Origin of the sequence: Winogradskyella sp. HB-48 (genome assembly GCF_049942685.1) — a bacterium.
Lineage (GTDB): Bacteria > Bacteroidota > Bacteroidia > Flavobacteriales > Flavobacteriaceae > Winogradskyella.
On sequence record NZ_CP187934.1, the window covers coordinates 1,014,014 to 1,039,296 of the forward strand.

Below are 25,283 nucleotides of genomic sequence, written 5' to 3' on the forward strand. Positions count from 1 at the left end.
CTAAATCGTTTTTACAAATAAGTTATTGGAAACTGTTTTTGATATATTAAGCTCGGTGTCCTCAACTAAAATGGTCATAGACTCATCAAAAGATTCTCTAGCTAAAACCTTTATTTGGCACCCTAAAGCAATCTTATTTTTATCCAAATACTTCAAAAAATCTGAAGATGAATCATTTACACCAACAAATTTGCAATCGGTAAGCAAGCTTACTTTAGATAATTTAACTTTATCTGATTTCGAAAAATTACCGTCTTTATCAGGTATAGGGTCACCATGTGGATCATATGTAGGGTACTCTAAAAAAGCATCTAACTCATCTATAAGCTTTGGGGATTTAATGTGCTCTAGCTGTTCAGCAACATCGTGAACCTCATCCCAAGAAAAATTTAATTTATCTACAAGAAATACTTCCCAAAGCCGGTGTTTTCTAATAATATTTAAGGCTGTATTTTTTCCTTTTTTAGTTAAGCTAACACCCTGATACTTCTTGTAGTTTACAAAATCTTTATCTGCTAATTTTTTAACCATATCCGTAACCGAAGATGCTTTAGTTTCAATCTTTTCGGCTATAGCATTAGTACTAACAGCACTTCCCTCAAGGTTCTCTAGATGGTATATTGTCTTAAGGTAGTTTTCTTCTGATAAGGTAATCATATGGTTATAAAAACTTTCTACAAATATAACTTTATTTTGTTTAAGTAAATAATTTTTTAGTCTTGTCTAAATTTTATTTTACCTTTGCTTCAAAATGTATCGTGATGTATCGAATAATAATGGTTTTTCTTATGGCTCACCAACTTGTAAATGGTCAAACTTCATTTACGATAACAGGAAAAGTAACATCTGATAATGAGCCCATTACCTATGCTAATGTTTATTTAGAAACTACTTCTTATGGTACAAACACTGATGCTAACGGATATTTTGAAATTAAGGATATTCCATCAAACACTTACACCATTGTCGTCTCAGTGGCTGGTTACATTACCCAACGTAAGACCATTAAAATTGAAGAAAACTCAACATTAAATTTCGATCTTGAAACTGAGTCGTTAGATGAAGTTGTTGTTACAGGTACCCGAACTTTTAAACGCAAAACAAATTCTGCTGTTATTGTAAATATTCTAAACAGCGAAAGTTTAAACACATTGCAGGCTTGTAATCTTTCTGAAGGCTTAAAATTTCAGCCTGGATTAAGAGTAGAAACCGATTGTCAGACCTGTAATTATACGCAACTAAGAATAAACGGACTAGGTGGAGGCTATTCTCAAATTTTAATTAACGGCAGACCTATTTTCAGTCCTTTAACAGGTCTTTATGGATTAGAGCAAATTCCTGTAAATATGATAGAGCGTATAGAAACCATAAGAGGTGGAGGCTCATCGCTTTATGGCTCTAGTGCTATTGGTGGTGTAGTTAATGTGATTACCAAAGTCCCTAAAACCAATAATTTTGATGTAAGCTATACCTACCAGAACATTAATGGAAAGACGGATGACCACATTGTATCTGGTAATGCGACCGTTGTATCAAAATCTGAAAATGCTGGTGTGTCATTGTTTATAAACAATCGTAATCGCGATTTTTACGATCAGAATGATGATAATTTTTCGGAATTAACCACATTGAAAAATACGTCCTTAGGAGCAAATTTCTTCTTCTTACCATCAGAAAATCAAAAGCTTGAAGCTAGTTTTAGTAAACTAAACGAGTATCGTTATGGTGGTGAAATGGTAGACCAACCAGCATATTTAACCCAACAAGCAGAAGAAAGAACCCACAATGTACTTATGGGTAGTCTAGATTATCAACTAAATTTCAACAATGACGACAGCTCCTTTATATCTTATTTTGGTTCTCAGCAAACAGACAGAGACCATTATACAGGTATTTTTCCGGATGATGAAACCGAAATTGATGCACATATTTCTAACCCGCCCTACGGAACTTCAAAAACTGTGACTTTGCAAGGTGGAATTCAATTAAACCATAGGTTGAAAAACTTTTTAAATGGCACTAATGTGCTTACTATTGGTACAGAGTATTTAGTAGATGATGTATTAGATGTGATAGACTCATACAATTATAAAATTGACCAAACCACAAAAAATTTGGGTACATTTTTTCAAAGTGATTGGGAAATAACACCAAAGCTAAATCTGCTTTCTGGTTTTAGAGTAGACAGCAATAATTTAGTTGATGATTTAATCTTTAGTCCAAGGTTTTCGTTGCTGTACAAATCTGAGTCTAACGTACAATTAAGAGCTACTTGGAGTACAGGTTTTAGAGCGCCACAAGCTTTTGATACCGATTTGCATATTGCCTTTGCAGGTGGAGGTGTCTCTAGAATCGCTTTAGACGATGATTTAACACAAGAACGCTCTAATAGTTTTAGCGCCTCAATTAATTACGACAAATCAAGCAAAAAGTTTATTGCTGGTTTTACGCTTGAAGGATTTTACACCAAACTCGATGATGCCTTTTACCTTAACCCAATTGGTGAAGATGAGTTTGGGCAGCTTTTTGAAAAGCAAAATGGCGATGCAGCAGTTGTACAAGGCATCACATTTGAAGCTAGAGCAAACTATAACAAAAAAGTGCAGTTAGAAGCTGGTTTCACAATTCAAAAAAGTGAATTTAATACAGCTGTAGAAACCATTGAAGGTTTAAGTCCTAGGCGAGAATTCTTAAGAACACCTAATCATTATGGATTTGCAACCTTAAGCTTTATGCCTAATGATAGATTTAACAGCAACCTTAATTACGTCTATACAGGAGATATGCTAATTGCTCATTTTGCTGGTGCTCCAGAACAGCTGATTAACGAATACAAAACCACACCTTCTTTTCACGAATTTAGTTGGAGAAGTAGTTATAAATTTAATCTCAAAAATCTTGACACTTCATTAGAAATTTTTGGTGGCATCAAAAACATATTTAATTCCTATCAAAATGATTTTGACACTGGCAAAAACAGAGACAGTAACTACGTTTACGGACCAGGTATGCCTAGAACATTTTTTGTTGGGTTAAGGATTTTATCTATTTAAACCCTCTCTCTTTCTGAATATGCTCATAAGCTTCCTGCACCTGTCTAAATTTTTCTTCGGCACCCTCTTGATGCTCTTTACCTAAATGGCCTACTCGATCTGGATGGTACTTCTTGGCCATTTTTCGGTAAGCGGTTTTAACAGCATCGTCTGAAGCTGTTTTATCTACTTCTAAAATTTTGTAAGCATTATTCGTCATGTCGTAGAACATGGCTTTTATACTTTCGAAGTCTTTTTTACTAATACCCAAGTAACCAGACATCGTGTAAATCTGTTTTATTTCATTTTCGTTAACATGGCCATCCGCTTTTGCTATTCCGAATAAAAAATGAAGCAATTGTAATCGTGAAGCATGATCCATCATTTGCTTAATCTGAAAGCACACTTGGCGCATGGAAATGTTTTGTTTAGAAATACGCTTAAACAACTCAAAGGCATGATTAGCACGTTCCTTACCATACATATTCCTAAACTGCTGACGTACAAAATCCAGTTCACGCTGATCTTGTTTGCCATCAGCTTTAATAATAATAGAGGCTAAAATGAGTAGGCTTACCTCAAAATCTCCTGACTGGGTTTGTGGTCGTTGATCTTTTCGGGTTTGTTTTGGTCGTTGACGATAGGGGTCACGATTACGACTTCTACCTGTTTGTCGCTCGCCAATAAGAGGTGAACCATTATCGGACAAATTATCTATAAAACTACCTAAAGCCACACCAATTATAGCACCAATAGGGCCGCCAAAAGACCAGCCAATAGCACCACCTATCCATTTTGCAAAACTCATATACTAACTATAGATTTTATGAATGCATAAATATACTATTAGTTAGTGTATTACTAATATTAATTGTTACACATTTGGTATCTTTGTACTGCGAAAATGAAAATAAAAAAACAGATTATGTATCCAGCAGACTTAGTAAAACCAATGCGTGAAGATTTAACCAATGTTGGTTTTGAAGAATTACATACAACTGAAGCTGTAGACCAAGCCATAGCAAAAGAAGGAACAACACTAGTTGTTGTAAACTCAGTTTGTGGCTGCGCAGCTGCAAACGCAAGACCTGGTGCTCGCATGAGCTTGCAAAATGCTAAACGTCCGGATTATTTAGTAACCGTTTTTGCAGGTGTTGACAGAGAGGCAACTGAAAAAGCCAGAGAATATATGATTCCGTTTCCCCCAAGCTCTCCAAGTATGGCCTTGTTTAAGGATGGTGAATTAGTGCATATGCTAGAGCGTCACCATATTGAGGGTAGACCAGCAGAATTAATTGCAGAAAATCTTATGGATGCTTATAATGAGCATTGCTAGTAAGCAAAAATTTAATTACAAAAAACCACGAATTAATTCGTGGTTTTTTTGTGCTTAATAGTCATTGATATACTTTTGTAAAATGCAAAAACTATTAGCCTATCCTCTTACGGTTTTATATTTTATTTGCTTTGGATTAACCTTAGTTGTATTTCACCCTATACAATGGTTTTGTAAAACTCTTTTTGGGTACCAAGCCCATAAAATCAGTGTAGATTGGTTACAGTTTTTTATTATGCGTTGCCTTAATGTATTAGGCACTACTTTTTCTTTCACCAATCCGTATACTATAGAAAAGGGCATCCCATTAATTATTGTTACCAACCATCAGAGCATGTACGATATACCTCCATTAATATGGTATTTGCGCAAACATCACGTGAAATTTATCAGTAAAAAAGAACTAGGAAAAGGCATACCTAGTGTTTCTTATAATTTACGACATGGTGGCTCTGTACTTATAGATAGAAAAGACGCTATAGGTTCTATAAAAGCTATTGAAGAATTTGCCAAACGCATTGAAAACAACAAATGGGCCGCCGTTATTTTTCCCGAAGGCACAAGAAGTAGAGATGGCAAACCAAAACCTTTTAAAACTAAAGGTTTGCTTACTATGATAAAGCATGCGCCAAATGCTTTAGTTGTTCCTATTACCATTAACAATTCTTGGAAAACTTTGCGATATGGTAAATTTCCAATGGGCTTAGGTGCTCGTATTTCTTATTTAGTTCACAAACCAATTGAAGCCAGTCATTATGAAGATAAGCTTGAGCTTATCAGTATTGTCGAAGCCCAAGTAAAAAGCAGTATCGTGTAATGGGTGACCTAAGGTTAATAGAGTCTACAAAGGCATTTGTAAAAGATTCATTAAAAGATGCAGAAGGAGGACACGATTGGTTCCATACACTAAGGGTTTACAATAATGCCAAATTAATTTCTAAAAACGAAAATGTGAACCTCTTGGTGGTTGAATTAGCCTCCTTACTTCATGATATTGCAGACCCAAAATTTTATGACGGTGATGAAACAATAGGTCCAAAAAAAGCTTCTGAATTTCTATTAAAACAAAATATAGATAGTGCTGTTATTGAACATGTAACTCAAATTATAGAGAATATGTCCTTTAAAAATTCTTTTGATTTGGATGCTTCTTTTAATTCTCGAGAAATGGAAGTTGTACAGGATGCAGATCGATTAGATGCTATTGGAGCAATTGGTATCGCTAGATGTTTTAATTATGGTGGATTTAAAAATCGTGCTTTGTACAATCCTGATATTGCTCCAAACCTGAATATGACCAAATCAGAATACAAAGCTTCCGAAGCCCCAACTATTAATCATTTCTACGAAAAATTATTGTTGCTCAAAGACCGAATGAATACCAAAACTGGAAAGCGAATTGCTTCAGACAGACATAAGTTTATGGAAGATTATCTAAAGCAGTTTTATGATGAATGGAATGGTGAGAAATAAACTAACTCTCTTTTGCTACCTCCAAAGCAGTTAGCTTATATTCTAAAATAGCCATTTCTTCGCCATACTTTATAAGTTCATCTGCTGTAATATTAGAATTAGAATTTACCCTTTTTAATATGTCCTGTGCCTGTTTTGTATAGTATTCTATTGCAATGTCTATTTTTTTATCCATAATCCTAAGGCTTTTACTGAACCATTAATTTAACCTCGCTTCTATATTTTGAAGCACTCTTGCCTGTAAACTCTTTAAAAAGTTTATTGAAGTGAGAAAAGTTGTTAAATCCGCATTCAAAACTAATATCCGTAATACTCATTTGGCTTTCGGTAAGTAATTTTGTGGCGTGTACAACTCTATATTCGTTAACAAGTTTTGTAAATGTCTTCCCGGTAACTTTTTTGAAATATCTACAAAATGCAGGAACCGTCATACTTACCTTATCCGCAATTTCATCTAAGCTTATATGCTCTTTAAAATTCTCGTTAATATGCTTAAAAATGGTATCGATTTTAGCACTGTCTTGTGGTTCAGTTTCAAACCTGTAACCATCTGCATTCAATATAGTATAATCTTCTGCCTTAGCTAAACTGTGTAATATTTCTAATAAGACCAAAATCTTTTTAAAACCTTCTTTCTCGGATAATTTTTCGATTTTATTACCAAGTTTTTGTTTAGTTGGGATACCAAAAAGTATTCCGCTTTTTGCTCTTTCAAATAAAGCATTGATTTTTCCCATTTCTGGGATATCAAAAAAATGCTCACCCAAAAACTCTGGTTTAAACTGAACAATGGTTTCCGTACCATATACAGTAAGCCTGTCTGTAAAACCGTTATGCGGTAAATTAGATCCAATAAGTAAAAGTTGACTATTATTAAAGTAAGACAAATGATTGCCTATATGCCGCTTTCCTTTTCCTTTATTAACATAAACCAATTCAATTTCTGGATGAAAATGCCAAAACGGCTTCTTTTCACCTATAAAAGCGCCATGTTTTATTACCCGCATTGAGCTTCCAAATTCTGGGCTTATTTTTTCTAGAATAGGTTTTCTTGTGTTCATACCAAATATTTAATACAAAGTTACAGCATAATAAAAATCAAATGTATATACAATTATCATGATTATATACATAATTAACCTTATATATATATAAATTCATATTTAAGGTTAATTATGTATATAAATATGCCAAAATGCTTGTTTTTAGCAAGCTATTACCATTATACATTTGTAACGTTAATTAAGTTTAACCTAAAAAAGGAAAAAGATGAAAACACTTATTAAAAGTATTTTGGTAGTAGCAGTGATGTTGGGAACATATACAAGCTACGCGAGTGAGACCTTAAAGGATTTTCCAACATTCAAATTTGTAAATGAAGGACACAATCTTTCTGTAACTAATGCATCGGGAGAAGTAATTTTTAGCGGCCGAATTAAACACAGCGGAAATCTAGTTAGGCTATTTGATTTTACTCAACTCAACAATGGAATATATACCGTAGAGGTTGGTAAGGATTTTGAAATTGAAGTTGTTGACTTAGAAGTGAAAAACAAAGAAGTTAGAATACTAACAGAGACACAAAATAAAATTTACAAACCTGTTATAAGACCAGAAGAAGGATTGCTTATCATTTCAAAAATCGGCTTGGATACTAATGAAATGAAAGTTGAGCTTTACTTTGAAAACGAACTGATTCACACAGAAAATGTTGAAGGAAGCGACGTGTTGAACCGAGTTTATAAATTAGACAAATCTGTCATTGGTGATTATACGGCTGTAATTAGATCTAATGGGAGAGTATACACTAAGAATTTTAGGATATAAATTTTGATTGTTTATATATTAGTTATTTATTTACTTCGGAAGTGGGCTTTATGCCCACTTTTGTTTTTCAGAATAATTTCAACTGACCATCTTTATACTGCTCATGTAAGCTAGTATTGAGCTTGGGCATAGATTTGTCTTTAAAGTATTTTAATCTTGCCAATGCGATTAGATCGTTAATCTGTTTTGCTATTTGTCCTTCCCCTCTCATTCTTACACCATATCTGCTTTCATTCAAAGTACCTCCATGGCAATTTTCAATTTGGTGCAAAACCTTATCTGCTCTATCTGGTAAGGTTTTTCTAATCCAATCTGTAAAAATTTCTCCAATCGCTCCGTTTAATCTTACCACAGTATGCGCTATACCTAGTGCACCAGCCTCAGAAACTGCCTTTGCCATTGGTAAAATTTCATGACTGTTTATTGAAGGAATAATTGGTGCCAACATCACATTTACAGGAATTCCATTATCACTAAGTTCTTTTACAGTTTGAAGCCTTCTCTTTATAGTTGCGGTACGTGGTTCTAAAATCCTCCTTGTTTCTTCAGATAAAGATGTTATGGAAATATTTACTGAAATTAAATTATCTTTTGCAAGAGCTTTTAAAAGTTCTATATCTCTTAATATCAAAGCATTTTTTGTGATAATAGCCACAGGATGTTTGTACTTTAAAAACACCTCTAGACATTGCTTTGTCAATTGAAATTTTTGTTCTGCTGGTTGGTAACAATCTGTATTACCAGACATTACGATAGGATGCGTTTTCCAACTTTTCTTTTTCAAAAGTTCTTCTAAAAGTTTTGGTGCATCTTTTTTTACCAAGATTTTACGTTCAAAGTCCAAACCTGCACTAAATCCCCAATATTCATGGCTATTACGTGCATAGCAATAAATACAACCATGCTCACAACCTTGATAAATATTCATTGAATAAGCCATACCAACATCTGGGCTCGTAACCTTGTTAACTATGGTCTTTGGAAATACATTAAGATACTGCGTATTGTTTTTATCTGCTACCTCACCTTCTTTATGGCAAAACTCCAAGAAATCATCACGCATTTCGTGAGATAATTCAAAAAAACGATTGTGAATATTGCGTTGGGCACCTCGTCCCTTAATGATAGATTCAGAGCTCATAATGGATAATTAAAAAATTGAACCTTAATAAACAGTAGGACTTTAAAATTATCTCTTTATTTCTCTTTATGCTGTTGAAAAACGATTTGGTTATCCACAATATTTGTAAGAAATTATATCATCACAAACATCCAAAACCTGGGTTAATTAAGAATATTAATAGGTTAAAATACTTGTTTTTAGATAGTTAAATCGTTTCGATTTTTGTATAAAAAATAATATTATGAAGAAAAAGCATCTTATAATGATAATACTTAGTCCTTTATTATTAATTGGCACGCTTTTAATTGCGCCATTTTTTGTATTACATTGGCTCATAGACGATAGATCTATGAAAATTAATTTAGGCTAACAAAAAACTCAACTTGACTTATTTACCGGGAAAATCGGCTTTACGCTTTTCTAAAAAAGCAGTAGTACCCTCGGTAAAATCCTCTGTGCCAAAGCACTTACCGAATTGTTTAATTTCAACTTTATAACCATTCTTGCCGTCTTCGTAATTAGCATTGATCGCCTTTATGGCTTTCCCTATAGCTACAGAAGAGTTTTTCATGATTTTACCAGCTATGCTTTCACAAAACTCTAATAAGCCTTCTTGCTCTACAACATGATTCACTAATCCATAACTCAAGGCTTGGTTGGCATCTATCATCCCAGCTGTCATAATCATTTCCATAGCCCTACCCTTACCTACTAATTGTGGCAATCGCTGTGTGCCTCCATAACCTGGAATTACACCTAACGAGGTTTCTGGCAAGCCCATTCTTGCATTTGTACTAGCCACTCTAAAATGGCAAGCCATAGCCAATTCTAAACCTCCTCCAAGAGCAAAGCCATTAACTGCTGCAATAACCGGAGTACTTAAATTTTCAACAAAGTCAAATAATAATTTTTGACCTTGAGCCGCTAACTTTCCGCCTTCATCCACATTAAAGTCTGCAAACTCACTAATATCCGCACCAGCAACAAAGGCTTTTTCACCACTTCCAGTAACAATAATCACTTTGGTATCTGAATCCTTATTTGCTTCATCAAAAGCATCATGAAGCTCTTGAATCGTATCCTTATTTAAGGCATTTAATTTATTTGGCCTGTTAATGGTAATAATTGTAATACCATTTTGGTAATCCGATAGTATGTTATTATAAGACATAATATTGTATTAATTTAATCTGTAAGGTCCCGAAATTATCACAGAATGTTAAAGTTATTCTTTTGGAAAAGTCACAGTAAATATTGTGCCCTCTCCTAATTTAGACGTAAAGGTAATACTTCCGTTAAAGGTTTCCACTATATTTTTTACCATAGCCAACCCTAGTCCCATTCCACTAGATTTTGTGGTGAACTTTGGCTCAAAGATTTTTGACTTAGTTTCCTCAGCAATACCATTGCCATTGTCTTCTACCGTGATTTTAACTTCATCATTAACCGAAAAAACTTTAACCTTAATACTAGGATTTTCTTTTGCTTCTGGTATGGCTTGTATTGAGTTTTTCACCAAGTTGGTAACCACTCTTATGAGTTGTGTACGGTCGAACTTGGCAATAATTTCAGCATCTTCTGCTTCAAATGAAATATAATCTTCATTAAAAATATCTAGTGCTAACTTTACAATATTTACAACATTTAGATTTTCAGATTTTTGAGCTGGCATCTTGGCAAAGTTAGAAAATGCCGAAGCTATAGAGCTCATAGTATCTATCTGCTGAATTAATGTATTGCTATATTCGTCAACTTTTTGATGAATATTCTCGTCGGTTGGATCGAATTTGCGTTGAAAACTCTGCACACTTAACCGCATTGGCGTCAACGGATTTTTAATTTCATGTGCTACTTGCTTAGCCATTTCTCGCCACGCTTGTTCGCGCTCACTTGTCGCCAATTTTACCGCACTGGCCTCAAGTTCGTCTATCATACTATTGTAAGAGTTAACTAAGGTCTCTATCTCTTCACTTGTTGATTCTATCTGAATTTTTTTATTGCGCTTTTCTAGTCGGATTTCATTCATTTTATCACTGATGGTCTTTAGTGATTTTGTAATGTATGTTGAAATAAAATACGCAAATACAATAGCTACCAAAATCATGGCCAAATAAGCATATCCTAAACGCATTAAAAATTCTTTGAGCTCTCTGTTTAGAAAATCGTCATTCTCTAGGTATGGTAGATTGAGAATGGCGAGATTTTTAAATTTTCCGTCTATGATATAAGAATAGGATGACTGAAAAATCTCACCATTTTCCTCTTGCTTTATTACATAACGATGCTCTGCTGTGTTAGATAAAGCATTTAAGACCTCTGCACTCAGACATCTGTCCGACGAATCTCTAAGTATGGTTCTCTTTGAGCTTTTTAAAAGTTCTCCCTCTAAATCGTATAAATTGATTTGCAGACTATGAATGGCATCTATATCAAAAATAGCATCTTTAAATATTAGCGGAATATTCTCAGTCGTTACTGGATAAGTGGTTTCTTGTATAGTAAATTCTATACTCTTCCTAATGGCTTTTTCCTTTCGTTCTAAACGCTCTCTATGGTAATCCCTAGCCTCTTCGTTATACTGATAAATGGTAACTGCCGCAATTAATACCGATGCCAATAATACTAGTAAAATCATGGCAATGAATATTCGAGATCGTAATGACAGTTTTTTAATTTTCATCAGCTTATTAATGGACTAAATATAGCAATAATCAAGCCAATTAGGCGCCGGGATTTTTAGCACGAATATTTTTATACAGTTTAAATCCAAGCATAATTAATACTGCAAGGACGATTATACCAACTACACCAAATATCCAGTTAATAGAACTTTTTAAAATGACCAAGAAAACCACTGCAAAGAGAATAAACGTAGCGCCTTCGTTCCAAATACGCATAAAATTAGAAGTGACTTTGATCTCGTCCCTTTGTAACTGTTTGAAATAGACATGCGTCTTGTAATGGTAAATAAATAGTAGTATAACAAAAGTTAATTTAACATGCATCCATCCTTGCTGAAACCAACTTGGCATTAACACCATTAGCCAAACTGCAAATAAGGTGGCCAAAATTGCCGAAGGCCAGGTAATAATATACCACAAGCGCTTAGCCATTAGCTTTAACTGTTTTCCTAAAATTTCCTTTTCAGGAGACGGTTTATAAAATGCCTCTATTTGATACACAAACAATCTAGGTATATAAAACAACCCTGCAAACCAGGTGATGACAAATATCAGGTGCAGGGATTTTATGTAGTTATAGTAGTCCATTAGTCTTCAACAAACAAATAATTCAAGTTTTTGGAATTAAAGGCTGCATTAAACGCTTTTACCTCATGGTTCAAAATTGTGTTGAATACAGACAATTGCTCTTCAATTTTGGCAGTTAGCTCATTTTTAACAGCAATATCCTGTTCTGTTGGTGCAAAATCTCCCATACTTACTAAGGAATTTAAATGACCCAGTTTATTGGTGAGCTTAATAGGAAAATTCAAAGGGTCTTGCGCGCTTCTATTTTTGGTTTGATATAGTTCTTTTTCAATATTAGAAAGTTGCTCTTCTAGCTCCTTTGCCTTTTCTACCAGATCCTTTACATTATCATCATCCTTATATTGCTCTTGAAAAGCTCCTAGCTGACTATTGATTTTTCTAATTTTTTTTATGGATTTATGGGCCTTATCCATTGTACTATTAACATCCTTAATAAATTGAAACTGCTTTTCCATTTCATCAAGAGTGCTTTCTGCTCTTGGGTCTGCTAGAATTGTAAATGGTTGTGATTGCTCATTACCATTAACGCTTAAACTGACTTTATAGCTTCCAGGAATTGCTCTCGGACCTTCTAAACTTGCCCACCATAATATCATACCGGGTAAGCGCTCTGCACCATCATAGGTCATATCCCATACAAATTGATTGGCTCCTTTTTCAACTTTAAGCATGTTCTTTTTATCCTTGTTTGAAAACGTTTTAATTGTATCTCCTTTACGGTCAAAATATGTAAGAGATACGTTATCCTCGTCCTCGTATTCTTTTAAATTGAAATAAGTAATGACACCATTTGGGTGGTTAGTCCCGGAGGTTAAACTTCCTTTTCTGCTGCCTCCTCTCATTCTGTAGGTATCTTTAGGTTTGAATAATACATCACTGTTCAAGTCTGCATCGTATAATTGATGAATTACTGTTAAATCATCAATCATCCACAAACTACGCCCTTGTGTTGCAACGATTAAATTATTGTCCTTTATGGTTAAATCAGTTATAGGAACTATTGGTAAATTAAGCTGAAAAGACTTCCAGTCTTGTCCATAATTAAAGGAAATATACATGCCGGTTTCGGTCCCTGCATACAATAATCCTTTCCGTTTTGGATCTTCTCTTAAAACCCTTGTAAAATGCTCGTCATTAATTCCATTTGTGATTTTTTTCCAAGTCTTACCGTAATCAGTGGTTTTGTAAAAATATGGTGCAAAATCACCTGTTTTGTATTTAGTGCCTGCGACATAACAGGTGCCTTCATCAAAAGCACTTGGTTCTATACTATTTATCATCATCCACTCTGGCATTCCTTTAGGAGTGACATTGTCCCAGGTTTTACCACCATCTTTAGTTACATGAATGAGACCATCATCACTACCAACCCAAATTAGGCCTTCCTTTAAAGGAGATTCGTTAGCTGCAAAAATAGTACAGTAATATTCTACCGAGGTATTGTCCTGGGTAATTGGTCCTCCAGAAGATTTTAATTTTTCAGGGTCGTTTCGGGTTAAATCCGGACTAATAATATCCCAAGACTGCCCTTCATTTTCAGTAACATGAACATGCTGTGAAAAGGTGTATAATCGATTGGGATTATGTTTAGAAAATATAATAGGAAAATTCCACTGAAATCGATATTTCATACCTTCTGCACCATGACCCATAGGATTGTCTGGCCAGACATTAACGGCTCGGACCGTACCCGTTTTATGGTTTACACGTGTTAAGAAACCATCGTAGCTTCCGCCATAGACAATATCATTATCCTTTGGATCAACAGCAATGTGCGCCGATTCTCCACCTGCTGTGCTTTCCCAATCGTCTTCTGTAATAGAATATCCGTCTGTTCGATGTGGAATTCTTATGGTAGAATTGTCTTGTTGTGCCACATAAATACGATATGGAAATGCATTATCTGTTGTTACTCTGTAAAACTGCGATGTGGGTTGATTGTGATATGTACTCCATGTTTCGCCTCCATCGTATGTGACTTGTGCTCCACCATCATCACCTATAATCATTCGGTTTGGATTTTCAGGTGCAATCCAAAGATCGTGATGATCACCATGAGGTGCGTTATAAGTATTAAAATTCTTTCCGCCATCCGTACTTTTATGATAGCGTACATTTAATACATAAACCGTATTGACATCCTTAGTATCAGCATACACTCTAGTATAATACCAAGCGCGCTGACGTAATTTCCTTTCATCATTCACTTGTGTCCATGTTTCTCCACCATCATCACTTCGATACAAACCACCTTGGTCTTTATTTTCAACGATTGCCCAGAGGCGCTGATTATTTATTGGTGACACGGTTATACCAATTATGCCCAAAATACCCTCGGGAAACCCCTTATTAACCGAAATTTCTGTCCATGTTTCTCCACTATCTGTACTTTTCCATAATGCCGACCCTTCTCCTCCAGAGCTTAAACTGTAAGGTGTGCGTTGCACGCGCCATGTAGATGCATATAAAATTCTAGGATTTGTAGGGTCCATTATTAGGTCTACAACACCAGCATGTTCGTTAGAAAACAAGGTCTTTTTCCATGTTTTTCCACCATCTGTACTTTTGTAAACACCTCGTTCTTGGTTTGGTTTGTAAATGTTACCTAACACTCCAGCGTAAACAATATTATGATTTGTAGGATGAATTGCAATGCGAGGCACGTGCCTGCTTTGAGATAAACCAGATGCTTGCCATGTTTTACCAGCATCAACACTTTTCCAAATTCCATAACCCGAAGACACATTTCCTCGTACCGTTTTTTCGCCACCGCCAACATAAATAACATTTGGGTCGCTTTTAGAAACAGCTATTGCACCTATACTACCACCAAAATATCCGTCGGATATATTTTCCCATTCACGCCCTCCGTTTGTAGTTTTCCAAATACCTCCACCAGTAGCACCAAAATAATACAAGTTATGTTGATTAGGGACACCTGTAACTGCAGCACTTCGACCACCTCTAAAGGGTCCGAGTAATCTGTATTCTAAAGCTCCATAATCTGATTCTTGAAAATCTTGTGATTGTAGATTTAAGCTAAAAAATGATATTAAAATAGCTAACAAATAGGATGAAAATCGCATAAAAATTAGTAGTTGGTTATTAAGAACACTAAAATTACGGATTTAAAATTATTCTACTTCTTTTGGGAGTAAATTTAACTTTACCTCTCTATGTAAAAAGTAAACGGTTACAACGGTCGCCAAAACGTCTGAAATTGGAAAGGACATCCAAACACCAAGTTCCCCATAAAAGTTTGGCAAAATAAATATTAAAGGAATAAAGAATATCCCCTGACGAAGTAAGGTAAGTAATAAGGCAGGCATAGCCTTGCCAATAGCTTGAAAATAAGCTGCACCTATTAATTGGATTCCTATTATGGGTGTCGCCGCAAAAACCCATCGCATAGCTGGTGGCGTTTCCTTTAAAACCTCCGCATCCTGAGTAAATAAACGTGTAATTGCGTCAGGAAAGAGCATTAGGAAGATAAATATAATTCCTGCAAGAGCAATACCGTATTTAATGGCTGTAAGTATAGAATCCCTTACACGCCGGTATTTTTCAGCACCGTAATTAAAACCTGCAATTGGCAAAAACCCTTGCGTAATTCCATAAACCGGGAATAAAGCAAACATGAGCATTCTACCAACTATGGCATAAGCAGTGACAGACGTTTCACCACCTAGATTGAATAAAATATTATTCATTAACAAATATGTAATACTTACAATAGCTTGTCTTGCTAGAGTTACAAAGCCCAAACTTCCGATTTCTTTAATTATTGGAAAATCTAATTTGTATTGACATTTGGTAATTTTTAATTCCGAATTATTAGACAAAAAATACCACAAAATAAATCCTAAACAAAGCATATAAGATCCAGTAGTAGCCCATGCCGCTCCATGCATTCCGTAACTCAATACTTTTATAAACACGTAATCCAAAACTAAATTACCCACGGAGGGGATCATCATGGCGTACATCGCAAACTTGGGCTTTCCTTCCGCCCTTATTACAGTATTTCCCATCATACATAAGGCTAAAAAAGGCACACCATAAAGTACAATGACATAATAAATCTTTGCTGGATTAAAAATAGCCCCTTTACCACCAAAAGCTGGTATAATGCTATCTACATAAAACAAACCTGGAATGACAAGAGAGACTGTCAATAAAAGTGTCAGTGCTATTTGATTACCAAATGTGACCAAAGCCTTTTCTCTATTATTTGCCCCAAGTGCTCTCGAAATAATTGAGGAACCACCAATACCAATAGCCATACCTAAAGCTGCTATAAAAAATGACACTGGTAAAACAACATTAATGGCAGCAATAGCATTTGGTCCTATCCAATTACCCACAAAAATAGTATCTACAAGAATGTTAAGCGACATTACCAAAATACCAATAGACGCTGGTACAGCTTGCTTTATAAGTAATTTACCTATTGGTTGGCTTCCTAGATCCTGTGAAGATACTTTAGCCATTATTACACTGCTAGAGTTTCAGAAGTTGCCCATTCCTCAATCATATTGGCTAGTACTTGTGCAAAATCATCTCTGTCATTAAGGCACGGGATTACTGTAAACTCTTTTCCACCTACTTCATGAAAGATTTCCTCACCTTCCATGGCAATTTCTTCTAAGGTTTCTAAACAATCGCTAACAAAAGCTGGAGTTACAATGGCCATTTTTTTAATACCTTCTTTTCCCATACGCTCAATGGTTCTGTCTGTGTAAGGTTTTAACCACGGATCGAAACCTAATCTAGATTGAAAGGTTGTAGAGTACGTACCGTTTTTGAGTTTTAATTTTTTGGCCACATTTACTGTAGTAATTTCGCATTGATGACGGTAACAAAACTCATGTTGAGGACTACCCATTTTAAAACAACATTTACCGTTCATTTTACAATTACCGTTAGATATATCACTTTTTCTGATATGGCGTTCTGGCACACCATGATAACTGAATAAAATGTGCTCATAATCTAAACCATCTAGCTTCTCGGCGATACTTTGCGCTAAGGCTTCTTTATAGTCTTCTCTGCTGTAAAAGGCTGGTGTTCTTGTTATTTTTAACTGCGGAAAATATTCAGCAACTAATTCATCTACCTTAACATCAATAGTTTCTGTCGTTGCCATGGCGAATTGTGGATACAACGGAATTGTTTTTACCTCAGTACAGCCTTTATCAACAAGCTCTTGCAATCCTTTTTTTATACTCATGCTTCCATATCGCATAGCTAAAGCTACGGGATAATCCACCTTATTCTGTACCTTTTCCTGAAGTCTTTCGGACAGTACAATCAATGGAGAACCATCTTCCCACCAAATCTTTTGATAGGCTTTGGCAGAGGCTTTTGGTCTTGTATTTAAAATAATACCTTTTACCAATAAAGTTCGAGCCCAAAGCGGAAGATCTATGACACGCTCATCCATTAAAAATTCATCCAAATATGTCTTTACATCTTTTGGATTAGGGCTATCTGGAGAGCCTAAATTAACTAACAAAACTCCTTTTTTCATTCTTCAGTTTTTCTAAAACAAAAATACAACCCTTTAGCTATACAATACAATGGCTAGTATTGGTTTTATTTATAATGCTATGTTAAATACTGTTTTTACTTTTTTTGAGTTGTTATATTTAACAAGGAATATCTATAATATCAGTTTTTAAACGAGTTTTATTGTTTGACTATGGCTATTTCAATGATTTAAATATCTTTACGAGTTCTGATTATAAAGTACAAAATGAATAAAATTCTTACAGCCCTAATATTTACAATTTCTATAACCGCTTTCTCACAACAACAATATCAAAGTTTACTTTGGGAAATCTCTGGTAACGGTTTAGAAAAACCATCATATTTGTATGGCACTATGCATGTGAGCAAAAAAGTTGCTTTTCGATTAGATGATGTTTTCTATAAAGCGCTTAATAAAAGTGAGTGTATAGCTTTAGAGTCTGACCCAATTACATGGCCTGGTTTTAATTATGATATGATGATTGATGAAATGGCATTTTACAATAATTATAGACAAGATTTCTACACCAATCTTTTTAAGTTAACCCATCCTGAAGAAATGGCTGTAAGAGCTTCGGTTAGGATGGACAATGGAGCTGTAAATGCTTATTTGTATAGAAAAAATAATGCGGCAGATAATTTTGAAGAAGAGACATATCTAGACATGTTTATCTATCAGGCAGGTAAGAAAAACGGCAAAGAAATTTATGGATTAGAAGACTTAGCAGAGTCTCGCTACCTAACTACAAAAGCGGCATATAATGCTAACAAAAAAGACATTGATCCTTGGTTACAAAAACTATACACCAAGGAGAATCCTTATCTTATACAAGAAAATCTTTATCGCGATAGAAATTTAGACCTCTTAGACTCTATAGGTGCAGGTTCTAACACAGAATTTTACAGAGAAAATATGCTCTTTATTAGAAATGAGAATATGGTAAATTCTTTAACAGAACTTATGCCTAAAAAATCCGTTTTTGCTGGTGTTGGCGCGGCCCATTTACCTGGGGAAAGGGGGATGATTAATATGTTGCGCCAAAAAGGTTACACCGTTAAAGCCTTAACATCTGAACAAACCGACTACAGTAAAAACGAAAAAACAAAACTCGATAGTCTTTTCGTTGAACCAAGTCTAAAAAAACATGCCACACCTGATGGTTTTCTAAGTCTTAACACCTATGACGAGCTACGCGAATTCTCTTATGCTGGTCAAAAATATTACCTAGACCCTGATATGACCAATGGTGCTTACCTAACTGTAAACAGAATAAGTCGTTTCACCTATCTACCTAACGAAAAAGAGAACATGACTCTAAAGGAAATTGACGATTTGTTGTACGAAGATATTCCTGGTGATATTGTTAAACAGGAAGAAATAAAAGAACCCTATCCTGGACTTAGCATTGTTAACAAAACAAAGAAAGGAGAGTTTCAGAAGTATCATATTTATCAAACACCTTTAGAGATTATTATTATAAAATATGCAGGCCGTAGTGATTTTGTACTTAAACATGAAGCCAAAATATTCAATTCCATAGACCTAAAAACACCTACGGATTCTATTATCACATTTGTGTCACCAGCTAAAAAATTTCAAGTTAAGTTTCCAGAATATTACATCACCAGTAATATGGAAAACAAAGGAAAGAAACTACTAGAAGGCTATAAAGACGATGCATACTATTTCGTTGAAGAGTCCACATTGCATGACTTAAGTTATATTGAGGAAGATAGTTTTGAAGCAAAATATTTTCATCATGCACTTTATTTAAATTACAAACTCCAAGAAGCCGAAGGAGGTTTCAAAAAAAGTGATTACAAAACTTATGAATCTCGAGCTGTTTTAGACTCAACATCTGGAAAAAATTTACACTTAAAAACCGTTGTAAAAGATGGTAGCTACTATCTATTAGGTTATGTCGGCACCAGTGATGAAGAAAAAACAGACTTTTTTAAGTCTTTCAAATTAACTAAAGCAGATTATTCTGGTTTTGAAAAAATAGTGGATACTTCTCTTCACTTTACTGTAAACACAAATACAAAATCACCACTACCCAACCCTTATGGATATGGTTATTATGGCTCTGATAAAGATGAAAAAGATTACGAAGAAAAGATAAAGTCAACCACCTACTCTACAAAAGCCAATGAGCAAATAGAGATTACAAGAACAAAATTCCACGATTTACAGATGTTCCATAACATCGATAGCCTTTGGCAAGATGTAGAGCGTAAAGCTAATGGAGCTACACGTTACTATACTCCGCTTAAGAAATTTAGAATTTTCAATAGATCAAAATCTAAAAAAGAGGATCTCTATACATACACCTTTAATTATACAGACAGCAACAGTGCCAAGCAGGTGATGGTAAAAAACATCCTCAAAGAAGGTGTGCTTTTTGAACTAAAAACTTTAATAGACTCTATTAGCGGACCATCTAAATTTGTGACTGAATTTTATGATTCCTTTACTCCCTTAGATACCTTAAAGGGTAAAGATGTGCTTAAAGATAAAACTAGGCAGTTTTTTGAAGCACTTAAAGAAAATGACAGTATAGTTCTAGAATCCTACAACCTAATAAAGTTTAAAAAACACAACAGCAGAGATATTGTTTCTGTTTTAAAAGATTTTGAGTTTGATAAAGAGCGTTTGAATATAAAATCGCATTTGGTGAGTGAACTCGTTGAAATAGATTTGAAAAATAATCTAGATTTTATAAAACAACTGTACTACGACAGCTACTCAGACCCTCAAACACAATCTGCAATATTAGAAGGCTTATTTGACTCTAAAAAGAAAGAAAACTTTGAGTTAGCTATGGATTTAATGGAGCGCGACTTACCTCTTGGTGGTATAGGAGGAGTATTTTATAACTACTACAGAAAAGATTCTTTAGAATTAAAAGCTGATCTGTTCCCTAAAATTTTACAGTATAGCACCATTAGCGAGTACAAAGAGCCACTTTATGATTTATTGGCTCGTGTTAGAGATTCTGGCTTAGTAAAAACAAAAGATTATAAAAAATATAAAAACCAAATCATTAACGATGGTAAGATTGAAGTAAAACGTAGTTTGAGTAATTCTGGTTATGGTTATGATTATTATTCAGATGATTTGTCTACTTACGTTAATTTAATTTTCCCTTACCGAAACGAGCGTAGTGCAAAAGACTTTTTTGAAAAAATGCTCAATGTTGATGATACTTCTGCATTAGTGAGATATTATGTACTACTATCAGAGCATAAAGAAGCCATTCCAAAAGAACTGAAAGAAAAACTGGTAGATGACGAAGAAAACCAGTACAGGCTTATAGAAGAGCTTCATGAAGCTAAACTGTTTAACACTATAAAATCGCTTAATATCAGTCAACAACAATTTGCAAAATCCAAGTTGTTGGACAATGCAGATTACGAGAAAGAAAAAGACTCTCTTGTCTTTTTAATGAAGCGCGATTTTAAAACCGACAAAGGCAATAAGGATGCTGTGATGTACTTCTTTAAAATAGATAAGGATGATGACTACTCTGGTAAGTCTGAAGTGTTATATTACATCTCTTTTATAAAACCAAAAGATGGTAAAAAACTGGTTGTTGACCATTATGATATAAGCAATAGCTATGGTACTACAGTTGATGAGACTAAAGAGGTAGAAGAGCAATATGAAGAAATCATTAACCTTGCCATTTATAAAGACCGAAAACGGGTAACTCCTAGCTCTGGTGGTTATAATGGATATTATGATTATTAGAGATTAACTCGACGCCTGAATGTACTTCTTAGGCGTCGTTCCAAATTTCTTTTTAAACGCTGCAATAAAATGACTTGCGGTACTATACCCTACTTTAAGTCCTACCTCATTAACGTTATGATTGCCTGATTCTAAAAGTTTTCTCGCAACTTCCATTTTATAATCAAATAAAAAGCCATAAACCGTGTCACCATAAATCTGCTTAAAACCTTCTTTTAATTTTTTAAGGCTTAAACCTATAGTTTCCGATAATTCCTGTAAAGTTGGTGGCTCAGCCATATTGGCTATAATAATATCTTTTGCTTTTTTAAGTTTTGCCACATTAACCTCATCTACCAAAAATGGACATTGCTCCACATCAGCATCTTCATTTCTATTAAAATACAGACTTAATAATTCATAAACTTTTCCTTTAAAGTAAAGTGGCTTTATCGTTTGGTTAAGGTTAAAGCTTATGATTTGGTTTAACACTACTGCCATCGAAGGATTAATAGTTCCGTCGGTATAGTATTTTTTGTTTTTATTTTCTTCAGACAAAAATGTTACATAATTGGCATCTTGCGAAAACAAACCATGAAACTTTTTTATGGACATTACAAACGAGACCAACCAAGAATTAGGTTGCAATTCTAAATGTATCGGCAAATCGCGTTGCGGATTATATAAAAGAAGTGATGTTTCTTCCTTAATATGTAATGTATAAGTGCCATTATTAAATACAAAATCAGCAGATCCTTTTGTACAAAAATGAAACTGTATAAAAGTGCTATCAATCTCTCGTTCAAGAATTTCAACAGTATTATCTTCATTCTTGTGGGTTAGTACAAAAAAACCATCTTCAATAAAAGTTTCTTCAAAAGTACCTCTAGCGATACTTTTTGAAACAGTTTTTTCTATTTCCATTTTTTTGTTATTTAGATTCGTTCTAAACAAAAGCGAGTAAAACCCTTGTTTTTACTGTAAAAATATGACAAAAATCATGTTTTATTAAAAAATAAACCTAAAAAACCACAAACGACACTTTAAGTTCTTTTAGCGTTATTTTTTTTGTGGTATCAAATATAAATTTGCTCTGTTAATTCTCAAGTCAGGTAAACGAGCGAATGCAACACCAAAAGAACACCTTTTTTTACGCCATTGGTCTTAGCTATCAAAAAGCCGATGCAGAAGTACGCGGTCACTTTAGTTTAAGTGATACCGCAAAAAAAAATCTGTTAGCAGAGGCAAAACAAAATGGCATTGAAAGTGTTATTATAATTTCTACTTGTAACCGCACAGAACTTTACGGTTTTGCAGAACATCCATACCAATTGATTCATTTGCTTTGTGAAAACACAAAAGGAACAGTTGAAGAATTTCAGGATGTTGCTTATATCCATAAAGGCAAAAACGCTATAAACCATATGTTCAGAGTTGGCTCTGGTCTAGATAGCCAAATTTTAGGCGACTTTGAAATCATAAGCCAGTTGAAATTCGCAGCAAGAGCTTCAAAAAAAGAAGGCTTGCTTAACTCGTTTACAGAACGATTGGTTAATTCCGTTATTCAGGCGAGTAAGCGAATTAAAAATGAAACTGAATTATCTTCTGGTGCAACCTCAGTATCTTTTGCTGCCGTGCAATACATCATGAACACTATTGAAAACATTTCAGAAAAAAATATTCTGCTTTTTGGCACTGGTAAAATTGGAAGAAACACTTGTGAAAATTTAGTAAAGCACACGAAAAATTCGCACATTACCTTAATCAACAGAACAAAAACTAAAGCCGAAGAAGTTGCTGGTAAATTCAACCTCATCGTAAAAGATTACGAAAATCTACAAGAAGAAATTAACGCCTCAGATATTGTTATTGTTGCTACTGGCGCACAAAATCCAACCGTTTTTAAAGGTTTAATTAACACGGATAGACCACTTTTAGTTTTAGATTTATCGATTCCAAAAAATGTAAACGAAGATATAACTGAGTTAAAAAACGTATCTTTAGTACATATGGATGATTTGGCTAAAATTACTGATGATACTCTAGAAAAACGTAAAGCGTTTATTCCCAATGCAGAAGCCATTATAGATGAAATAATGTCCGATTTTAATGTTTGGTTAAACACGTTGAAGTTTGTGCCTACCATTCAGGCTTTAAAACATAAACTTACTGACTTAAAAAATTCGGAATTAAATACGCAGCGTAAAAAAATAGCCAATTTTAATGAAGATCAGGCAGAACTGATAACCAACAACATTATTCAAAAAATTACCAATCAGTTTGCACACCACTTCAGAGAAGACAACGATACGTCTGACGAGAGTTTAGAACTCATTAAAAAAATATTTCAGCTAGAAACTTCAGAGAATGTCTAAAATAATTCGCATTGGCACACGCGATAGCCAATTAGCACTGTGGCAGGCTAAAACCGTTCAATCTCAACTTGAACACTTGGGTCATAAAACCGTCTTAGTGCCAGTAAAATCTACAGGAGATATCGTTCTAGACAAACCACTGTATGAGTTAGGTATTACTGGAATTTTCACCAAAACCCTAGATATCGCCATGCTTAATGAGGATATCGATATTGCTGTACATTCACTTAAAGATGTTCCAACGATTTTACCTAAAGGCATTGTGCAAGCTGCAGTTTTAAAACGCGGTAATGTTAATGACACTTTAGTGTTTAAAAAGAATGAAGAATTCCTTTCTGCTAAAGATGCCGTTATTGCCACCGGAAGTTTAAGACGGAGAGCACAATGGCTTAACCGCTACCCAACACACACCGTTGTAAACCTTCGAGGTAATGTGAATTCAAGGTTACAAAAACTTGATGATAACGACGATTGGAACGCTGCAATATTTGCTGCAGCAGGTATCGGAAGATTAAATATAAGACCTGAAAATGCTATTAATTTGCATTGGATGATTCCCGCACCTGCACAAGGAGCTATAATGGTTACAGCATTGGAAAGCGATGAGGAAACAAGAGCCATCTGTGCTGAAATCAACCACGAGGAAACAGAAATCTGTACAACTATTGAACGTAAATTTCTTAACCGTCTTGAGGGTGGTTGCACTGCACCAATTGGCGCATTAGCTTTCATAAAAAATAGCGAGGTTAATTTTAAAGGTATTCTTCTAAGTAAAGATGGTACAAAAAAAATTGAAGTTTCTAAAGTTGTGCCACTAGGTAAGCATAAAGACTTAGCTAAATTTTGCGCTGATTACATCATAGGGAAAGGTGGTAAAACACTAATGGACCAATTACAACGTAGCGATAAGAAAACCAATATTTATTCCACAAAAAAACTCACGGACGACCAACTACTATTATTTCATAACGATGTAGTTGCCGATAGTAACGATGCCATAAAAATTAGCCTTAATCGAATTCCTAAATACATAGTACGCAATGAAATTCAAAATGTAATCATTACAAGTAAAAATGCGGTTGAAGCCTTGCTTCATAATTTTTCGGCAATAGAATTACAGTTCAAAAACATCTATTGTATAGGCAGACGTACCAAGCGTTTGGTTGAGAAACGAATTGGTAAAGTAAAACATACAGAATCTAGTGCTAAAAAATTAGCCAACTATTTAGTTGAATACATTGAAGGTACTTCGGTGACATATTTCTGCAGTGATTTACGATTGGATGATTTACCTAATATTCTGTCCAAAAACAACATTACAGTTAACGAAGTTGAAGCCTACCAAACCAAGTTTGATGCTGATAAAGTTGAAGGAAATTTAGACGGAATAATGTTTTACAGTCCTTCAACAGTAGATAGTTTTTTAAAGCAGAATAAAGCTTCTGGTATTGCTTTCTGTATTGGTGAAACCACTGCAAAAGCGGCAAGTCAACACTTTGAAGAAGTACGAATTGCTAAGGTTCCAACCGTAGAGAGTGTTATTGAGTTGGTGAATGACTATTTCCTGCAAAAGTAGGAATCTTAAAAAT

20 protein-coding genes are annotated in these 25,283 nt (G+C 34.6%); 8 read left to right on the forward strand and 12 right to left on the reverse strand.

Features of this window, described 5'->3' with window-relative positions; all coding sequences use genetic code 11:
- Positions 1 to 657, reverse strand: coding sequence for a metal-dependent transcriptional regulator (locus tag ACPX19_RS04520; protein WP_426431754.1), 657 nt, complete (start codon positions 655 to 657; stop codon positions 1 to 3).
- Between the two features lie 131 nt (positions 658 to 788).
- On the opposite strand from ACPX19_RS04520, the gene ACPX19_RS04525 reads away from it, so the two are divergent.
- Positions 789 to 3,053, forward strand: coding sequence for a TonB-dependent receptor (locus ACPX19_RS04525; RefSeq protein WP_426431755.1), 2,265 nt, complete (start codon positions 789 to 791; stop codon positions 3,051 to 3,053).
- Here the strand turns inward: ACPX19_RS04525 and ACPX19_RS04530 are convergent.
- Positions 3,046 to 3,840, reverse strand: coding sequence for a TerB family tellurite resistance protein (locus tag ACPX19_RS04530; protein ID WP_426431757.1), 795 nt, complete (start codon positions 3,838 to 3,840; stop codon positions 3,046 to 3,048). The genes ACPX19_RS04525 and ACPX19_RS04530 overlap by 8 nt on opposite strands.
- Positions 3,841 to 3,957: 117 nt before the next feature.
- Between ACPX19_RS04530 and ACPX19_RS04535 the strand changes: the two genes are divergently transcribed.
- From ACPX19_RS04535 to ACPX19_RS04545, 3 genes are all read left to right on the forward strand, one after another.
- Entirely contained in the window at positions 3,958 to 4,368 is a 411-nt protein-coding gene (locus tag ACPX19_RS04535; protein ID WP_426432429.1) for a BrxA/BrxB family bacilliredoxin, read from the forward strand.
- 82 nt (positions 4,369 to 4,450) lie between these two features.
- The gene (locus tag ACPX19_RS04540) at positions 4,451 to 5,185 is read left to right on the forward strand and encodes a lysophospholipid acyltransferase family protein (protein ID WP_426431758.1); all 735 of its coding nucleotides are present in this window, start codon (positions 4,451 to 4,453) and stop codon (positions 5,183 to 5,185) included.
- Entirely contained in the window at positions 5,185 to 5,841 is a 657-nt protein-coding gene (locus tag ACPX19_RS04545) for an HD domain-containing protein (protein WP_426431759.1), read from the forward strand. The genes ACPX19_RS04540 and ACPX19_RS04545 overlap by 1 nt, the downstream gene beginning before the upstream one ends.
- 1 nt (position 5,842) lies before the next feature.
- Here ACPX19_RS04545 and ACPX19_RS04550 read toward each other — a convergent pair whose 3' ends face one another.
- Positions 5,843 to 6,016 carry a hypothetical protein gene (locus tag ACPX19_RS04550; protein WP_426431760.1) on the reverse strand — a complete coding sequence of 58 codons (174 nt, stop codon included), beginning with the start codon at positions 6,014 to 6,016 and terminating at the stop codon, positions 5,843 to 5,845.
- A gap of 13 nt (positions 6,017 to 6,029) precedes the next feature.
- Complete coding sequence (locus ACPX19_RS04555; protein WP_426431761.1) at positions 6,030 to 6,902, reverse strand: AraC family transcriptional regulator; 873 nt, start codon at positions 6,900 to 6,902, stop codon at positions 6,030 to 6,032.
- A gap of 208 nt (positions 6,903 to 7,110) precedes the next feature.
- Here ACPX19_RS04555 and ACPX19_RS04560 point away from each other — a divergent pair, with 208 nt between their 5' ends.
- Positions 7,111 to 7,668, forward strand: a complete 558-nt coding sequence (locus ACPX19_RS04560; RefSeq protein WP_426431762.1) for a hypothetical protein — start codon at positions 7,111 to 7,113, stop codon at positions 7,666 to 7,668.
- Between the two features lie 67 nt (positions 7,669 to 7,735).
- Here the strand turns inward: ACPX19_RS04560 and ACPX19_RS04565 are convergent, their stop codons facing one another.
- The 7 genes from ACPX19_RS04565 to hemH all read right to left on the reverse strand — a co-directional run bounded on the left by ACPX19_RS04565 (position 7,736) and on the right by hemH (position 17,590).
- Entirely contained in the window at positions 7,736 to 8,809 is a 1,074-nt protein-coding gene (locus ACPX19_RS04565) for a PA0069 family radical SAM protein (protein WP_426431763.1), read from the reverse strand.
- A 370-nt stretch (positions 8,810 to 9,179) separates the two neighbouring features.
- Complete coding sequence (locus tag ACPX19_RS04570; protein WP_426431764.1) at positions 9,180 to 9,962, reverse strand: enoyl-CoA hydratase/isomerase family protein; 783 nt, start codon at positions 9,960 to 9,962, stop codon at positions 9,180 to 9,182.
- Positions 9,963 to 10,016: 54 nt separating this feature from the next.
- Complete coding sequence (locus ACPX19_RS04575; RefSeq protein WP_426431765.1) at positions 10,017 to 11,426, reverse strand: sensor histidine kinase; 1,410 nt, start codon at positions 11,424 to 11,426, stop codon at positions 10,017 to 10,019.
- 85 nt (positions 11,427 to 11,511) lie between these two features.
- Positions 11,512 to 12,060 carry a CopD family protein gene (locus ACPX19_RS04580; RefSeq protein ID WP_426431767.1) on the reverse strand — a complete coding sequence of 183 codons (549 nt, stop codon included), beginning with the start codon at positions 12,058 to 12,060 and terminating at the stop codon, positions 11,512 to 11,514.
- Positions 12,060 to 15,146: a VPS10 domain-containing protein gene (locus ACPX19_RS04585; protein WP_426431769.1), complete on the reverse strand. Its 3,087-nt coding sequence runs from the start codon at positions 15,144 to 15,146 to the stop codon at positions 12,060 to 12,062. The genes ACPX19_RS04580 and ACPX19_RS04585 overlap by 1 nt, the downstream gene beginning before the upstream one ends.
- Before the next feature lie 48 nt (positions 15,147 to 15,194).
- Positions 15,195 to 16,550: an MATE family efflux transporter gene (locus ACPX19_RS04590; RefSeq protein ID WP_426431770.1), complete on the reverse strand. Its 1,356-nt coding sequence runs from the start codon at positions 16,548 to 16,550 to the stop codon at positions 15,195 to 15,197.
- Positions 16,551 to 16,552: 2 nt separating this feature from the next.
- Positions 16,553 to 17,590, reverse strand: coding sequence for a ferrochelatase (gene hemH, locus ACPX19_RS04595; protein WP_426431771.1), 1,038 nt, complete (start codon positions 17,588 to 17,590; stop codon positions 16,553 to 16,555).
- 225 nt (positions 17,591 to 17,815) lie between these two features.
- On the opposite strand from hemH, the gene ACPX19_RS04600 reads away from it, so the two are divergent.
- Positions 17,816 to 21,340 carry a TraB/GumN family protein gene (locus ACPX19_RS04600; protein WP_426431772.1) on the forward strand — a complete coding sequence of 1,175 codons (3,525 nt, stop codon included), beginning with the start codon at positions 17,816 to 17,818 and terminating at the stop codon, positions 21,338 to 21,340.
- Between the two features lie 3 nt (positions 21,341 to 21,343).
- Here ACPX19_RS04600 and ACPX19_RS04605 read toward each other — a convergent pair whose 3' ends face one another.
- Positions 21,344 to 22,243 carry a helix-turn-helix transcriptional regulator gene (locus ACPX19_RS04605; RefSeq protein ID WP_426431773.1) on the reverse strand — a complete coding sequence of 300 codons (900 nt, stop codon included), beginning with the start codon at positions 22,241 to 22,243 and terminating at the stop codon, positions 21,344 to 21,346.
- Positions 22,244 to 22,443: 200 nt separating this feature from the next.
- On the opposite strand from ACPX19_RS04605, the gene hemA reads away from it, so the two are divergent.
- Both hemA and hemC read left to right on the forward strand, forming a co-directional pair.
- Positions 22,444 to 23,694 carry a glutamyl-tRNA reductase gene (gene hemA / locus ACPX19_RS04610; RefSeq protein WP_426431774.1) on the forward strand — a complete coding sequence of 417 codons (1,251 nt, stop codon included), beginning with the start codon at positions 22,444 to 22,446 and terminating at the stop codon, positions 23,692 to 23,694.
- A complete protein-coding gene (gene hemC / locus ACPX19_RS04615) occupies positions 23,687 to 25,270 on the forward strand; it encodes a hydroxymethylbilane synthase (RefSeq protein ID WP_426431776.1) in 1,584 nt (527 codons plus the stop codon). Before hemA ends, hemC begins: the two co-directional genes overlap by 8 nt.
- Positions 25,271 to 25,283 lie beyond the last annotated feature (13 nt).

Coding starts and splice junctions, on each gene's coding strand:
- ACPX19_RS04520 (WP_426431754.1), bottom strand. CDS start 657: ATGATTACCTTATCAGAAGAAAACTACCTTAAGACAATATACCATCTA.
- ACPX19_RS04525 (WP_426431755.1), top strand. CDS start 789: ATGGCTCACCAACTTGTAAATGGTCAAACTTCATTTACGATAACAGGA.
- ACPX19_RS04530 (WP_426431757.1), bottom strand. CDS start 3,840: ATGAGTTTTGCAAAATGGATAGGTGGTGCTATTGGCTGGTCTTTTGGC.
- ACPX19_RS04535 (WP_426432429.1), top strand. CDS start 3,958: ATGTATCCAGCAGACTTAGTAAAACCAATGCGTGAAGATTTAACCAAT.
- ACPX19_RS04540 (WP_426431758.1), top strand. CDS start 4,451: ATGCAAAAACTATTAGCCTATCCTCTTACGGTTTTATATTTTATTTGC.
- ACPX19_RS04545 (WP_426431759.1), top strand. CDS start 5,185: ATGGGTGACCTAAGGTTAATAGAGTCTACAAAGGCATTTGTAAAAGAT.
- ACPX19_RS04550 (WP_426431760.1), bottom strand. CDS start 6,016: ATGGATAAAAAAATAGACATTGCAATAGAATACTATACAAAACAGGCA.
- ACPX19_RS04555 (WP_426431761.1), bottom strand. CDS start 6,902: ATGAACACAAGAAAACCTATTCTAGAAAAAATAAGCCCAGAATTTGGA.
- ACPX19_RS04560 (WP_426431762.1), top strand. CDS start 7,111: ATGAAAACACTTATTAAAAGTATTTTGGTAGTAGCAGTGATGTTGGGA.
- ACPX19_RS04565 (WP_426431763.1), bottom strand. CDS start 8,809: ATGAGCTCTGAATCTATCATTAAGGGACGAGGTGCCCAACGCAATATT.
- ACPX19_RS04570 (WP_426431764.1), bottom strand. CDS start 9,962: ATGTCTTATAATAACATACTATCGGATTACCAAAATGGTATTACAATT.
- ACPX19_RS04575 (WP_426431765.1), bottom strand. CDS start 11,426: ATGATTTTACTAGTATTATTGGCATCGGTATTAATTGCGGCAGTTACC.
- ACPX19_RS04580 (WP_426431767.1), bottom strand. CDS start 12,060: ATGGACTACTATAACTACATAAAATCCCTGCACCTGATATTTGTCATC.
- ACPX19_RS04585 (WP_426431769.1), bottom strand. CDS start 15,146: ATGCGATTTTCATCCTATTTGTTAGCTATTTTAATATCATTTTTTAGC.
- ACPX19_RS04590 (WP_426431770.1), bottom strand. CDS start 16,550: ATGGCTAAAGTATCTTCACAGGATCTAGGAAGCCAACCAATAGGTAAA.
- hemH (WP_426431771.1), bottom strand. CDS start 17,590: ATGAAAAAAGGAGTTTTGTTAGTTAATTTAGGCTCTCCAGATAGCCCT.
- ACPX19_RS04600 (WP_426431772.1), top strand. CDS start 17,816: ATGAATAAAATTCTTACAGCCCTAATATTTACAATTTCTATAACCGCT.
- ACPX19_RS04605 (WP_426431773.1), bottom strand. CDS start 22,243: ATGGAAATAGAAAAAACTGTTTCAAAAAGTATCGCTAGAGGTACTTTT.
- hemA (WP_426431774.1), top strand. CDS start 22,444: ATGCAACACCAAAAGAACACCTTTTTTTACGCCATTGGTCTTAGCTAT.
- hemC (WP_426431776.1), top strand. CDS start 23,687: ATGTCTAAAATAATTCGCATTGGCACACGCGATAGCCAATTAGCACTG.